The sequence below is a fragment of the Maritalea sp. S77 genome, assembly GCF_049801075.1.
Lineage (GTDB): Bacteria > Pseudomonadota > Alphaproteobacteria > Rhizobiales > Devosiaceae > Maritalea.
Genome location: NZ_JBNAGG010000003.1, coordinates 343,128 through 355,725, shown reverse-complemented (window position 1 = coordinate 355,725; position 12,598 = coordinate 343,128). Strand labels below are relative to the sequence as shown.

Here is a 12,598-nt window from a genome sequence, read left to right as displayed (position 1 = left end):
GCGCGGCTTTTCGTCAACTAGCTGGCCAAGGACATGCCCAACGCGGCGCGGCCTTCATCTGTGCTTAAAGAAAAATCCTGCCCCAGATGATCGTCGCCCGCTGGCCCGCATAAATAGGCGATGGCTTTGGCCACCCAATCCGGTGAAATGTGCACCGATGGGTCCAATTGGCTAACCGGATTGATGCCAGATGCTTTGATCTCCACCTGCATCTGCGTGGCGACAGTGCCCGGGCTTAAGCCGATAGAACGAATGTTCTGCGCCCCATATTCTTTGTGCAAAGTGCGGGTGAGCTGCAGCAATCCTGCCTTGGTGGCGCAATAATGGCTCCAGCCTTCAAGGGCACTATAGGCCGCGCCAGAACTGATATTGATGATGGTGCCGCCTTGCTTTGCCAGCATCTGCGGCAACACCGCATGCATCACATAATAAGGCCCTTTTAAATTCACATCGACCATTTGCGACCAGGCCGCAGGATCGCTGTCACCAATGCGCGCAATCGGGTCGATCATGCCCGCATTATTGACGACAATATCCACGCCACCAAAACGCTCGGCCTGTCCCATCACCGCTTTCACCGCGTCATAATCGGCAACATCCATTGCCGCCACTTCAACGCGTTCCCGCTGCGGGCCCAGCTCTTGCGCCAGTGCCTCCAGCTTCTCTTTTGACCGCGCGGCCAAAATCAAATTGGCACCCAACCCATAAAAATGCCGTGCTGCCGCTTCACCAATGCCCCGGCTGGCACCCGTGATCAATATGGTCTGATCTTTAAAATCCATAACATTCTCCTTGGTTGAGGCGACGCTAGCAAAGCAAGATGCTGGAATAAATAGCTTCACTTACAAGATTTTATTGCACATTATGCAATAATGCAGATTGAAGATTTAGACATCGCCTTAGACGTGGCCCGCAGCAAAAGCTTTGCCCAAACGGCGCGCGACCGGAATTTGGACTCCAGCAATGTCACCCGGGCGGTGGCAAGGCTTGAGGATCGCTTGGGCTTTCAATTGTTCCAACGCTCAACGCGGCAGGTCAACCTCACCGATCGCGGCCAGCAATATCTGGATCAAATTGCGCCCTTGCTTTCAGGACTAAAAGAAGCGGAACGGGAAGCTAAAGCCCATATTTTGGAGCCAGAGGGCCAAGTGCGCCTCACCTGCTCATCCGCTTTTGGCCATGAGATTTTGCTGCCCTTACTGACCAAATTTCAAGGTGAATATCCGCGCATCGAGCTGAAAATCTTCATGACCGACGACAATATGGCACTGTTGGAACGACAGATTGATATTGCCTTACGCTTTGCGCCAACACCCCAAGGCAAAGTGCACGCAACCAAGCTGCTGTCGCCTCAATATTATTGCGTGGGTAGCCCAGAATGGCAGCATAAAATCAGCATACCAGCGGATTTAGAAGAGGTCGATTGCCTGTTGTTGGATTTGCCACCTGCGCTAACCAAATGGCACCTCAATCACTTGCGCACTGGAGAAAAATGCACCATCCGCGCGAAAGGACATTTATCGCTTTCAGCCCCGCTTGCGTTGCTGAAAGCTGCGCAACTGGGCCACGGCCCCACCTTGCTGCCGGATTGGCTGGCCAAATCGTCGATAGAAGCCGGCACGCTGGTCAATTTACTGCCAGAATGGCAAGGGCAAATCCGCGATGACGCCACCCATCTCTGGTTGTTGCATCATCCGCACCGCCACATGCCGCTCAATATTCGGATCGTAAAAGATTTTCTGATCGATCAGATCAGCAACAAGTAGGAAATTGCTACGCCACCGCATTACGCTGTTGTGCGAAGTTTGCGCGGCCCCAATCGCCGAGCGAGCTCATGACATTTTCAAGGTCCTGCCCAATCGCGGTCAATGAATATTCCACATGCGGTGGCACTACCTCAAAAACCTGACGGTTCACAATGCCATCTTCTTCCAACTCACGCAGAGTCAGCGTCAACATACGCTGAGTAATATCCGGAATGGCGCGACGCAATTCGCCGAAGCGCATTGGCCCTTCGATCAGATTATGCACAACGATCAATTTCCATTTGCCGCCAAGTTTTGACACCGCATAAACCACCGGGCAAAGCTGGCTTCTTGTGGCCGGATCCATCGATTCCGGCAATTTCAGCCCATGCACCTTCATATCATCGCACATTTTTTTCTCCGCACATTTTGCGCCATTTCAGGCGCAATGCCCCAACTTTCCTTTGGGCACATTTTTGTTAGTATACTTTATGTACCTACATATCAAAATAGTGCCTTCTTGCAGTTTTTATCCCAATGCCCCCATTTAGGTCAAGCGCCGCCACCAAATGATGGATAATCCCCCATCAGGCGACAAGGATTTTTGACCAATTAGGAATGTTCAAATGACTAAAGTTGCAATTGTTTTTCACTCTGGCTACGGCCACACCGCCAAACAGGCAGAAGCCGTCCGCAATGGCGTTGCCCGCACCAGCGCCAGCCCGATTTTGATCCCCGTGGAAGAGGCAGACAATCATTGGGATGATTTGAAAGCCGCAGATGCCATCATTTTCGGCAGCCCAACCTATATGGGCAGTGTATCCGGCGAGTTTAAAGCCTTCGCTGACAAAAGCTCGAAAGTTTGGTTTGAGCAGGGCTGGAAAGATAAGATCGCCGCTGGCTTCACCAACTCATCCAGTCTAAATGGCGACAAACACTCAACCTTGCAGCAACTCTCTTTGCTGGCCGCTCAACATGGTATGCATTGGGTGAGCCTTGGCCTGATGCCCGGCAACAATTCATCAACTGGCTCAAATGAAGATTTGAACCGCTTGGGCGCGTCCCTCGGCGCCATGGCCCAGTCGAATGCGGACCAAGGACCTGAACATGGCCCGATCCCATCCGATTTAGAAACCGCTGCCCATTTGGGCGAGCGCGTGGCCACCATCGCCACACAATTCGCCGCCGCGAAAAAAGTCGCCGCCTAATTCAAATTGGCTTCGACCTCTTTACCCAAAAGAAAAGGGCCCCAAAGCGGGGCCCTTTTTATAACTTTGCTCGATTGAGGAAAAGCCTATTGGCCGCCACCCAATGAGTGAACATAAACGGCCAATTGCTTCACAGTGGCATCGCCCAAACGGTCCTGCCAAGCGGGCATCACGCCATGCTGCGGATTACGGATTTGAGCAGAGATAGCCTCTACGCTACCGCCATAAAGCCAAATGGCATCGTTCAAGCTTGGCGCACCCAACTCAGGTGTACCGCCAGCATTCTCGCCGTGACATGCCGCGCAGTTTTCCTCAAACAAAGCCTTGCCATCTTCCAGATAGGCTTCATCATGCTCGAGGCCTGACAGGCTGGCCACATAATTGGCTGCCGCACTGACCTGATCACGCTCCCAGAATTCGCCATATGCTGGCATCTCACCAAAGCGTGTATCTTCATCGGCCTCGTACCGAATGCCGTGGGCAATTGTGGTGTAGATCTCATCAATAGAGCCGCCCCACAACCATTCATCATCGTTCAAGTTCGGATAGCCTGACGCACCAGATGCGCCTGCACCGTGACACTGCGAACAATAGACTTTGTAAGCAGATTCACCGCCAGCAACCGCGAAGCGGGTCAGCTCTGCATTGTCGAGAACCGCACCAACTTCCATCTCATTGATCTGGCTCACAAACTCAGCTTTCGCCTCATCCGCTGCCGCCACATTTTGCGCCAACTCAGCTCGGCTCGAATAGCCAAGAATGCCTGGTGTTGCGCCATTGATCAAAGGAATGGCAGGGTAAAGAATACAGTAAATTACCGCCCATACGATGGTGCCGTAGAAGGTCCACAACCACCAACGTGGCATAGGGGTGTTGAGTTCTTTAATCCCGTCCCATTCGTGACCGGTGGTTTCAACGCCGCTGATTTCATCAATTTCTTTTTTACTCATCGGCCTATTCCTCTCCTTGAGGCGAACGATCGTCTTTTAAAGGGATTTGGGCTGCCGTTTCGGCGTGCTTTCTTGCGCCTGGGCGGAACATAAACAGCACCACCAAGACGAAGATGACGAACAAATAGAGAAGCCCCCAACTATCGGCAAAGTGTCGAAAAGCATTGTAATCCATAATCTTTTCTCCCTTAGCGATAGTTTGCTTGCGCGTCGTAGGAGCTGAAATCAACCAGCGTACCCAACATTTGCATGTAAGCCACCAACGCATCCATTTCGGTCAAGCGGGTTGGGTCACCATCAAAATCACCCAACACAACTTTTGGATAGCGCGCTTCCAAGCCTTCCCAATCCGCATCCGGATCAGCCTGCGCATTCAAATCAGCTTCGGCATTTTCAACCATCTCATCAGTGTAAGGTACACCGACGCGCTGATTGGCCACCAAGTGATCCTTCACATTATCGAAGCCAAGATCGGCTTCAGCCAAGAAGTTATAGCTTGGCATAATGCTCTCAGGCACAACCGACTGCGGATCCTTCAAATGTTGAACGTGCCATTCGTTTGAATAGCGATCGCCCACCCGCGCCAAATCTGGCCCGGTCCGCTTGGAACCCCATTGGAATGGATGGTCATACATTGACTCTGCAGCCAATGAATAGTGACCATAACGTTCCACTTCGTCGCGGAAGGGGCGGATCATTTGTGAGTGACAGTTATAGCAACCCTCACGAATATAAATGTTCCGACCAGCCAGTTCGAGCGGGGTGTAGGGCCGCATGCCCTCCACCTCTTCAATGGTGTTCTCCAAGTAGAACAAAGGCGCAATCTCAACGATACCACCAATGGACACTGTCACCAGACCTGCGACCAGCAATAGGGTTGCGTTACGTTCAATAACACCGTGTTTGTCTAACAATCCCATGGTTCAACCCCTTATTCTGCTGGTTGCGCTGTGGCGACGTGTGCAACAGCGATTGGTTTTTCATTGCGGGTTTTGCCTTTGATGGTCATGTACACATTATAGGCCATCACCAAACCGCCCACGAGATACATAGCCCCGCCAACAGCCCGAAGGATGTAGTATGGCTTCAACGCAGCCACAGTTTCCGCAAAGGAATAAACCAGGAAGCCTTCAGCGTCATATTCGCGCCACATCAGGCCTTGGGTGATCCCTGAAACCCACATCACAGCCGCATAAACAACAATGCCGAGTGTGGCGAGCCAGAAGTGCCAGTTGACCATGCGCAGCGAATATAAACGCTCGCGACCCCAAAGACGTGGCACCAAGAAGTAGACCATGCCGAAGCTGATCATACCCACCCAGCCCAACGCACCTGAGTGCACGTGACCAATGGTCCAGTCAGTGTAGTGAGACAAGCCGTTCACCGCTTTGATGGACATCATCGGCCCTTCAAATGTGGACATGCCGTAGAAGGCAACCGCAATCACCATCATCCGGATAATCGGGTCGGTCCGCAATTTGTCCCATGCGCCAGAAAGCGTCATCAAACCATTGATCATGCCGCCCCATGAAGGCATCCAAAGCATAATAGAGAACACCATGCCTAAAGTCTGTGCCCAGTCTGGCAACGCTGTGTAGTGCAAGTGGTGTGGCCCGGCCCAGATATACATAAAGATCAAAGACCAGAAGTGAATGATGGACAAGCGATAGGAATAAACCGGACGCTCAGCTTGCTTTGGCATAAAGTAATACATCATGCCCAAGAAGCCCGCTGTAAGGAAGAAGCCCACCGCATTGTGGCCATACCACCACTGGGTCAACGCATCTTGCACACCGGCAAACGCTGAATAGCTCTTGATCGAGAACGGAGATACAGGCATCGCCAGATTGTTCACCACATGCAACATGGCAATGGTGAAGATAAAGGCCAGATAGAACCAGTTCGCCACATAAATGTGTGGCTCTTTGCGTTTAAACAAAGTCCCTAGGAACAGGATCAAATAACCTACCCAAACGATGGTGATCCAAATGTCGACATACCATTCAGGCTCTGCATATTCACGCCCCTGAGTAATGCCGAGCAAATAACCTGTCGCTGCCATCAAAATGAAAAGCTGGTAGCCCCAGAACACAAACTGCGCCAAACCATCTGACAAGAGACGGGCGTTCGTTGTGCGCTGAACCACATAAAAGCTGGAGGTGATCAAAGCTGTGCCGCCAAATGCAAAAATCACCGCCGAGGTGTGCAATGGGCGCAAGCGACCAAAATTCAAAAAGGGCTCAATATTCAAGACGGGGAAAGCCAATTGCAGCGCGGCCACAACCCCAACCAAAAAGCCAACAACGCCCCAAAATGTCGTCAGGATCACACCTGCTCGAATTGGGTCGTCAAAATAGCCCGATTTATCAATCGGTGCTGCGTCACCCGCAAAATCAACTTTGCGAAGGACAAAAATTGTGCCCAGCGCGAGAGCGAAAAACACTATCCACGCATGTGTTTGAAATAATACGTCTTGTGCAAAGCCAGCTGCCAAAAGCGACAGCGCGGCTCCAATTGCCAGCAAGATCGTCCAGCCTAAATTTCTCATATTTCCCCGCAGAAAATAATCTCGGTTTAAGTTTAACCGGAAAGTCTTCCCGGTTTGCCCCATCCGCAACTTATCGAGGTGCGGTCGTTGCCTCGTTGATCTAGGTCAAGGCCAATCGCAATTTTCAGCGCCATCATGCCGAGTGAATGGCGCAACCTTTAAAGAACAAATCAAAGCAACATGAAAACTGATAGCACATCCGTTTTGGAAAGAAATAGAGTACAATCCATGTTGGACGGATTTGACGCACATCAGCGCCAAATGGAGTCGCTGTGTTCGCGGTTGGAATTGATCGCCGATTTGCTGCCAGATCAGGCCGATCCAACGCTTTGCAAATTCACCAGCGACAGCATGATGTCCACCTTGTCAGACGCGCAATCATTTGAAGAAAATGAGCTTTTTCCAATGCTGGAAGTGCTGGGGCATCTTGAACCGGAGATGGACCGGCTCGTTGAGCAATTGCGCGATGAGCATTATGAAGATCTGTGCTTTGCCGAGGAAGTGCGCGACAATTTGGCGTCGATGATCCAAGGCGAACCAACCCAAACCGCCAATGCGACCGGCTATATGTTGCGCGGATTTTTTGAAAAGCTGCGCCGCCATATGGCCTATGAACGCCATTTGACCGCACCGCTGAGACAAAAAAAAGCGCCGGGCACACCCGACGCTTCTTAATTGTTGCTGATCAAAACCTTCTAAGAGGCTTTAGCCGCTGCGCGTGAGGCGCGTTTACGGTCGTTTGGATCAAGCATGATCTTGCGCAAGCGGATGCTCTTTGGCGTCACTTCCACATATTCATCATCAGCGATGTAAGACAGGGCCTGCTCCAAAGACATTTTCTTTGGTGGTGTCAATTTCACCGCATCATCCTTGCCCGATGCCCGCACGTTGGTCAGCTGCTTGCCTTTAAGCACGTTTACTTCCAAATCATTGCCGCGCGAATGCTCGCCAACAATCATGCCTTCATAAACATCAACGCCTGGCTCGATGATCATCGGCCCACGATCTTCAAGGTTGAACATCGCGAAAGGTACCGCTTTACCGTTGCCATTGGAGATCAACACCCCTGTGCGGCGGCTCTGCATTTTACCCCGGAACGGCGCATATTCATGGAACACGCGGTTGAAGATCGCCGTGCCGCGTGTATCAGAAAGCAATTCAGGCTGATAACCGATCAAGCCACGTGTTGGCACATGAAGCACCAAACGTGTGCGACCGCCACCAGAAGGCTTCATTTCAATCAAATCGCCTTTGCGCTCAGAAAGCTTTTGCACAACCGGACCAGAAAATTCTTCATCCACATCGATAATCACTTCTTCGATGGGCTCAAGCTTCTGGCCATTTTCTTCCCGGAACACCACTTTTGGACGCCCAAGACAAAGTTCAAAACCTTCACGCCGCATAGTCTCGATCAAAACAGACAACAGCAATTCGCCACGGCCCGCCACGTCATAGCTGTCGCCATCGATACCATCGGTCACTTGCAGGGCCACATTACCCTCAGCTTCGGCATGCAAACGGTCGCGAATAACGCGAGATTGCACTTTGTCGCCTTCGGTGCCCGCCAACGGACCATCATTCACGCGGAATGACATGGAAAGGGTTGGGGGATCGATCGGCTGTGCTTGCAACGCCTCTTTCACGCTTGGTGCGGCAATCGTGTCCGCAACGGTGGTGGTCAAAAGCCCAGACAGCGCAACAATGTCGCCCGCCTTTGCTTCTTCCACAGGCACGCGCTCCAGCCCTTTAAAGGTCAACACTTTAGACACACGGCCGCGTTCGATCACGGTGCCGTCGCTTGAAAGCCCATGCACCTGATCATTTGGCTTGATGGAACCTGACACCACACGACCGGTCAAAATGCGGCCCAAAAATGGGTTGGATTCAATCGTTGTGGCCAACATGCGAAATTCGCCTGTTTCCACTTTTGGCTCTGGTACATGGTCAATCACCATATCCAATAGCGGCGTCATGCTATCTTGCGGGCCTGAAGGATCGGCGGCCATCCAACCTTGCTTGGCTGAACCATAGAGCACTTGGAAATCAAGCTGTTCTTCATTGGCATCCAGCGCCACGAACAAATCAAAGATTTCGTCCAGAACTTCTTCAGCCCGTTGGTCTGGCTTATCAATCTTGTTGATTGCCACAATCGGCTTAAGGCCAATTTTCAACGCTTTCGACAATACGAACTTGGTTTGTGGCATTGGGCCTTCGGCCGCATCCACCAAAACAATCGCACCATCCACCATATTGAGGATCCGCTCAACTTCGCCACCAAAGTCGGCGTGACCCGGCGTATCCACGATATTGATGTGCGTGTCTTTCCAATCCACAGACGTAACTTTGGCCAAAATGGTGATGCCGCGTTCTCGCTCTAGATCATTGCTGTCCATAGCCCGTTCTTCAACGCGTTGGTTTTCGCGGAAGGAGCCGGATTGTTTCAAAAGCACGTCAATCAAGGTCGTTTTACCATGGTCAACGTGCGCGATGATGGCGATATTGCGCAAAGCCATTTTAAAGGTCCAATCTATTGGGGGTTCTATCTGCCGCTGCTTTACTTGTGATCCGGCTTTGGAGCAAGTAATATTTGCCCAAACAGCCGAAAAACCGGGTCTTTGGCGCCATATTCTCAGTTTTGGGTAAATATGTGTGCCGCTTGCCACAGCCAAACCTTGGCCCAATCCAAGAAATCCGCCGACATTATCGATCGATTCAGCCGCACAACCTCGCACTTTTCGCCTAGGCACTCTCGCGAAATCATGTAGAGTACCCAAAAGTACGCCAGCAACAATTGATCCATTATGCTCAAGCAACTTTCCCCTCAAGCCCTATTTATGGGCCTTCTGGTCGCCTTTGTCGGTTCCGCCAGCTCCTTTGCCGTTGTGCTGCAGGGCTTGCGCGCGGTCGGCGCAACCGAAGATCAAGCCTCCACCGGCCTCATGGCACTGTTCATCGCCATGGGCTTGGCAGGCATCTATCTCGCACAAAAATATCGAATGCCCATTTCTGTGGCATGGTCGACACCCGGGGCCGCTTTGCTCATCAATTCTGGCCCCATCGAGGGCGGGTTCAGCGTCGCCGTTGGCGCCTTTATCATCAGCGCCTTGCTGGTGATCTTGGCAGGACAAATCAAACCCTTCGGGACGCTGATCAACAAAATACCTCCGGCCATCGCCAATGCCATGCTGGCAGGCATTTTGGTCATTCTGTGTTTCGCGCCATTCAAAGCCATCGTCTTCAACCCAGCACTGGGCCTGCCCATTGTTCTCGCTTGGCTGATTGTAGGTCGATTTAACAAAATCTTGGCCGTGCCCGCCGCGCTGATCGCTTTTATCATCGTCGTGGTCTTGGCCATCGAGTTGCCTGCCGATAGCGGCGCGCAACTCGCCGCCGCTTTTCCACCAAAGTTGGATTGGGTAGTGCCCGAATTCAGCTTACCGGCCCTGTTCGGGCTGGCCCTGCCCCTGTTCTTTGTGAACATGGCCAGCCAAAACATTCCCGGCCTCACCGTGCTACGGGTGCACAATTACGATGCCCCGGCCGGCAACCTGTTCACCACAACTGGCATCTTCAGCCTATTTGCGACGCCTTTTGGCGCCCATGGGGTCACGTTGGCTGCCATCACTGCCGCCATGTGCGCCAGCGACGAAGCGCATCCTGATCCGCAAAAACGCTATTGGGCCGCCATTATCGCAGGCATCGCCTATGTGCTGCTTGGCCTTGCCGCAGGCGTGGCGGCAACCTTCATCACCCTTGCGCCAAGCATCTTAATTGAGGCTGTCGCCGGGCTTGCCTTGATCGGCGCTTTCGCTGGATCAGCCAAAGGCGCATTTGAACATGAAGATCATCGCGAAGCTGCCGCAGTGACCTTTTTGATCAGCGCCTCCGGCGTCAGCTTTTTCGGCGTGGCTGGGGCATTTTGGGGCCTATTGGCAGGCATCTTTATCGTAACCGCCAACAACCTAATACGCCAATATAAAACGGGCACAAAAAGCAAATAGGCCCCCCATCTGGCGCTGGGAGGCCCTTGTTCGATTTAAGCTGCAAAAAGGAGTTCACATTGCCTTAAAATCAAAGGCATATTGCCCGAACTCGCCCCTTTTGCTCAAGATGACCTGATTGATACCAGCATCTGCACCGATCAAAATGTCCACAGCGCCTAACCATTCGAATTTTGATTTAAAATTGAATGGTTTGACCAATGGCATTGGTCAAGGTCACCCCAAATATTCCATTGCCCCCCAACTGGGTAGGGCAAGGCCAATCTAAGGCCAACGATAAGTTCTGAGGCCAAATCACTTGCTCAAGCGTCAACCCCTGCGACGCAACATCGTCCAGCGGATGGCCGCCATCCCATTCGATCAAATTCGGATATTGGCTGGGGAAGCAATAATCGCTGCGCTCCGCTGCAAATTTCCAGTTCAGATCGCCACGCGACAAGGCCAACACATCATAATGCGTGGGGCCAAATTGCTCCACCGCTGCAACAATGTCCACACACCGCGCCACCATACCAACGGGCAGAATGGACGCGGTGGAAAAATCACATTCATCCAACCCAAACCAGCGCATACGCTTTGGCTTTGCAGCCGGATTAATGGCGATAAGCTCCAGATAGATGGGATAGTTCGGCGCATCAAGCCGCCACAGCTTATTGTGGGTGGCAAACAAATCATGTTCACCACCACCAAAAGGAGCAATGCCGAACCACTCGGTCAGCTGCGCCGCGCTTTTTTCAAGATCAGCGGTGCCCAACACCAAATGGTCTAGGGTAAGCCTCATTTATTCTGATCTCGGCGCGCCGCATAGGTTTTCAACCGCAACCCATTGAGCTGGATAAAGCCTTGCGCATCATGATGATCATAGGTGCCTGAACCTTCTTCAAAGGTCACCAGATCTTCAGAATAAAGTGAGAATGGCGACGAACGGCCAACCACGGTTGCGCTGCCTTTATATAGCTTCAGGCGCACTTCACCAGCCACCATCTCCTGGCTCTTATCGATCAACGCCTGAAGCATTTCACGCTCTGGCGAATACCAGAAGCCATTATAGATCAGCTCCGCATAGCGCGGCATGATCTCATCTTTAAGATGCGCAGCGCCACGATCCAGCGTCAGCGATTCCATGCCGCGGTGCGCTTCAAGCAAAACAGTACCGCCCGGCGTTTCATAAATGCCGCGGGACTTCATGCCGACAAAGCGGTTTTCCACTAGGTCCAGCCGACCAATGCCATGCTTGCCGCCCAACTCGTTCAGCTTGGTCAGCAAAGCAGCTGGCGTCAGTTTCTCACCATTAATGGCAATCGGATCGCCTTTTTCAAATTCTATGGTGATATATTCCGGGGTTTCCGGCGCATCTTCTGGGTTTACGGTGCGCTGATAGACATAATCCGGCGCTTCCACGGCGGGATCTTCCAGCACCTTGCCCTCAGATGAGGTGTGCAGCAGGTTCGCGTCCACAGAGAATGGCGCTTCACCGCGCTTATCTTTCGGCACAGGAATTTGGTGCTGTTCAGCAAATTCAAGCAAACGGGTCCGTGATTGCAGATCCCACTCACGCCACGGCGCGATCACCTTGATGTTCGGGTCAAGCGCATAGGCTGCCAATTCAAACCGCACCTGGTCATTGCCTTTACCGGTCGCACCATGCGAAATCGCGTCTGCGCCCACTTCATGGGCAATCTCCACCAAGCGCTTTGAAATCAACGGGCGGGCGATAGAGGTGCCGAGCAAATAGACGCCCTCATAAAGGGCATTGGCACGGAACATTGGAAACACAAAGTCGCGCACAAATTCTTCGCGCACATCTTCGATATAGATTTCCTCTATGCCCATCATTTCAGCTTTTTTGCGGGCAGGCTCCAGCTCTTCACCTTGGCCCAAATCGGCTGTGAAGGTCACCACTTCACAATCATAGGCCACTTTCAGCCATTTCAAAATGATCGAGGTGTCCAATCCGCCAGAATAGGCCAACACCACCTTATTGATTTTCTTGCTCATCGGCTCAAACTCTTTGCTTTTGTGCTATCTCGCGCCCCTTATAGATTTGCGCGCTGCAAATGAAAAGCCATTCCACGCAAATTCGGCCCTTTCAATCCAATGGACAAGCAATCAAAAGCAAGGCATATGATTAAAGAACCGGTATAAA

General features: G+C 52.1%; 13 protein-coding genes. 4 read left to right on the top strand and 9 right to left on the bottom strand.

Going from position 1 to position 12,598, the window contains the following annotated elements:
• Positions 1-17: 17 nt before the first annotated feature.
• Positions 18-782 carry an SDR family oxidoreductase gene (locus ACP15Y_RS12550; RefSeq protein WP_424983433.1) on the bottom strand — a complete coding sequence of 255 codons (765 nt, stop codon included), beginning with the start codon at positions 780-782 and terminating at the stop codon, positions 18-20.
• Positions 783-872: 90 nt separating this feature from the next.
• On the opposite strand from ACP15Y_RS12550, the gene ACP15Y_RS12545 reads away from it, so the two are divergent.
• A complete protein-coding gene (locus tag ACP15Y_RS12545; protein WP_424983432.1) occupies positions 873-1,766 on the top strand; it encodes a LysR family transcriptional regulator in 894 nt (297 codons plus the stop codon).
• Between the two features lie 7 nt (positions 1,767-1,773).
• On the opposite strand, the gene ACP15Y_RS12540 is transcribed toward ACP15Y_RS12545, so the two are convergent.
• Entirely contained in the window at positions 1,774-2,112 is a 339-nt protein-coding gene (locus ACP15Y_RS12540) for a winged helix-turn-helix transcriptional regulator (protein WP_424983544.1), read from the bottom strand.
• A gap of 259 nt (positions 2,113-2,371) precedes the next feature.
• Between ACP15Y_RS12540 and ACP15Y_RS12535 the strand changes: the two genes are divergently transcribed.
• Positions 2,372-2,953 (top strand): flavodoxin family protein, encoded by a 582-nt coding sequence (locus ACP15Y_RS12535; RefSeq protein WP_424983431.1) that lies wholly within the window; start codon positions 2,372-2,374, stop codon positions 2,951-2,953.
• A gap of 86 nt (positions 2,954-3,039) precedes the next feature.
• Here ACP15Y_RS12535 and ccoP read toward each other — a convergent pair whose 3' ends face one another.
• The 4 genes from ccoP to ccoN are packed head-to-tail and all read right to left on the bottom strand — an operon-like array spanning position 3,040 to position 6,451.
• The gene (gene ccoP, locus ACP15Y_RS12530; protein ID WP_424983430.1) at positions 3,040-3,903 is read right to left on the bottom strand and encodes a cytochrome-c oxidase, cbb3-type subunit III; all 864 of its coding nucleotides are present in this window, start codon (positions 3,901-3,903) and stop codon (positions 3,040-3,042) included.
• Between the two features lie 4 nt (positions 3,904-3,907).
• Entirely contained in the window at positions 3,908-4,078 is a 171-nt protein-coding gene (locus ACP15Y_RS12525; protein ID WP_424983429.1) for a cbb3-type cytochrome c oxidase subunit 3, read from the bottom strand.
• A gap of 13 nt (positions 4,079-4,091) precedes the next feature.
• A complete protein-coding gene (gene ccoO / locus ACP15Y_RS12520) occupies positions 4,092-4,823 on the bottom strand; it encodes a cytochrome-c oxidase, cbb3-type subunit II (protein ID WP_424983428.1) in 732 nt (243 codons plus the stop codon).
• 11 nt (positions 4,824-4,834) lie between these two features.
• Entirely contained in the window at positions 4,835-6,451 is a 1,617-nt protein-coding gene (ccoN, locus tag ACP15Y_RS12515; RefSeq protein ID WP_424983427.1) for a cytochrome-c oxidase, cbb3-type subunit I, read from the bottom strand.
• Positions 6,452-6,631: 180 nt separating this feature from the next.
• Between ccoN and ACP15Y_RS12510 the strand changes: the two genes are divergently transcribed.
• The gene (locus tag ACP15Y_RS12510) at positions 6,632-7,126 is read left to right on the top strand and encodes a hemerythrin domain-containing protein (RefSeq protein ID WP_424983426.1); all 495 of its coding nucleotides are present in this window, start codon (positions 6,632-6,634) and stop codon (positions 7,124-7,126) included.
• A gap of 20 nt (positions 7,127-7,146) precedes the next feature.
• Here ACP15Y_RS12510 and typA read toward each other — a convergent pair whose 3' ends face one another.
• On the bottom strand, positions 7,147-8,964 hold the full coding sequence (gene typA, locus ACP15Y_RS12505) for a translational GTPase TypA (RefSeq protein ID WP_424983425.1): 1,818 nt from the start codon (positions 8,962-8,964) through the stop codon (positions 7,147-7,149).
• 288 nt (positions 8,965-9,252) lie between these two features.
• Between typA and ACP15Y_RS12500 the strand changes: the two genes are divergently transcribed.
• Positions 9,253-10,452: a benzoate/H(+) symporter BenE family transporter gene (locus tag ACP15Y_RS12500; RefSeq protein ID WP_424983424.1), complete on the top strand. Its 1,200-nt coding sequence runs from the start codon at positions 9,253-9,255 to the stop codon at positions 10,450-10,452.
• Positions 10,453-10,630: 178 nt separating this feature from the next.
• On the opposite strand, the gene ACP15Y_RS12495 is transcribed toward ACP15Y_RS12500, so the two are convergent.
• Positions 10,631-11,233: a VOC family protein gene (locus tag ACP15Y_RS12495; protein WP_424983423.1), complete on the bottom strand. Its 603-nt coding sequence runs from the start codon at positions 11,231-11,233 to the stop codon at positions 10,631-10,633.
• Positions 11,230-12,450 carry an argininosuccinate synthase gene (locus ACP15Y_RS12490; protein WP_424983421.1) on the bottom strand — a complete coding sequence of 407 codons (1,221 nt, stop codon included), beginning with the start codon at positions 12,448-12,450 and terminating at the stop codon, positions 11,230-11,232. Before ACP15Y_RS12490 ends, ACP15Y_RS12495 begins: the two co-directional genes overlap by 4 nt.
• Positions 12,451-12,598 lie beyond the last annotated feature (148 nt).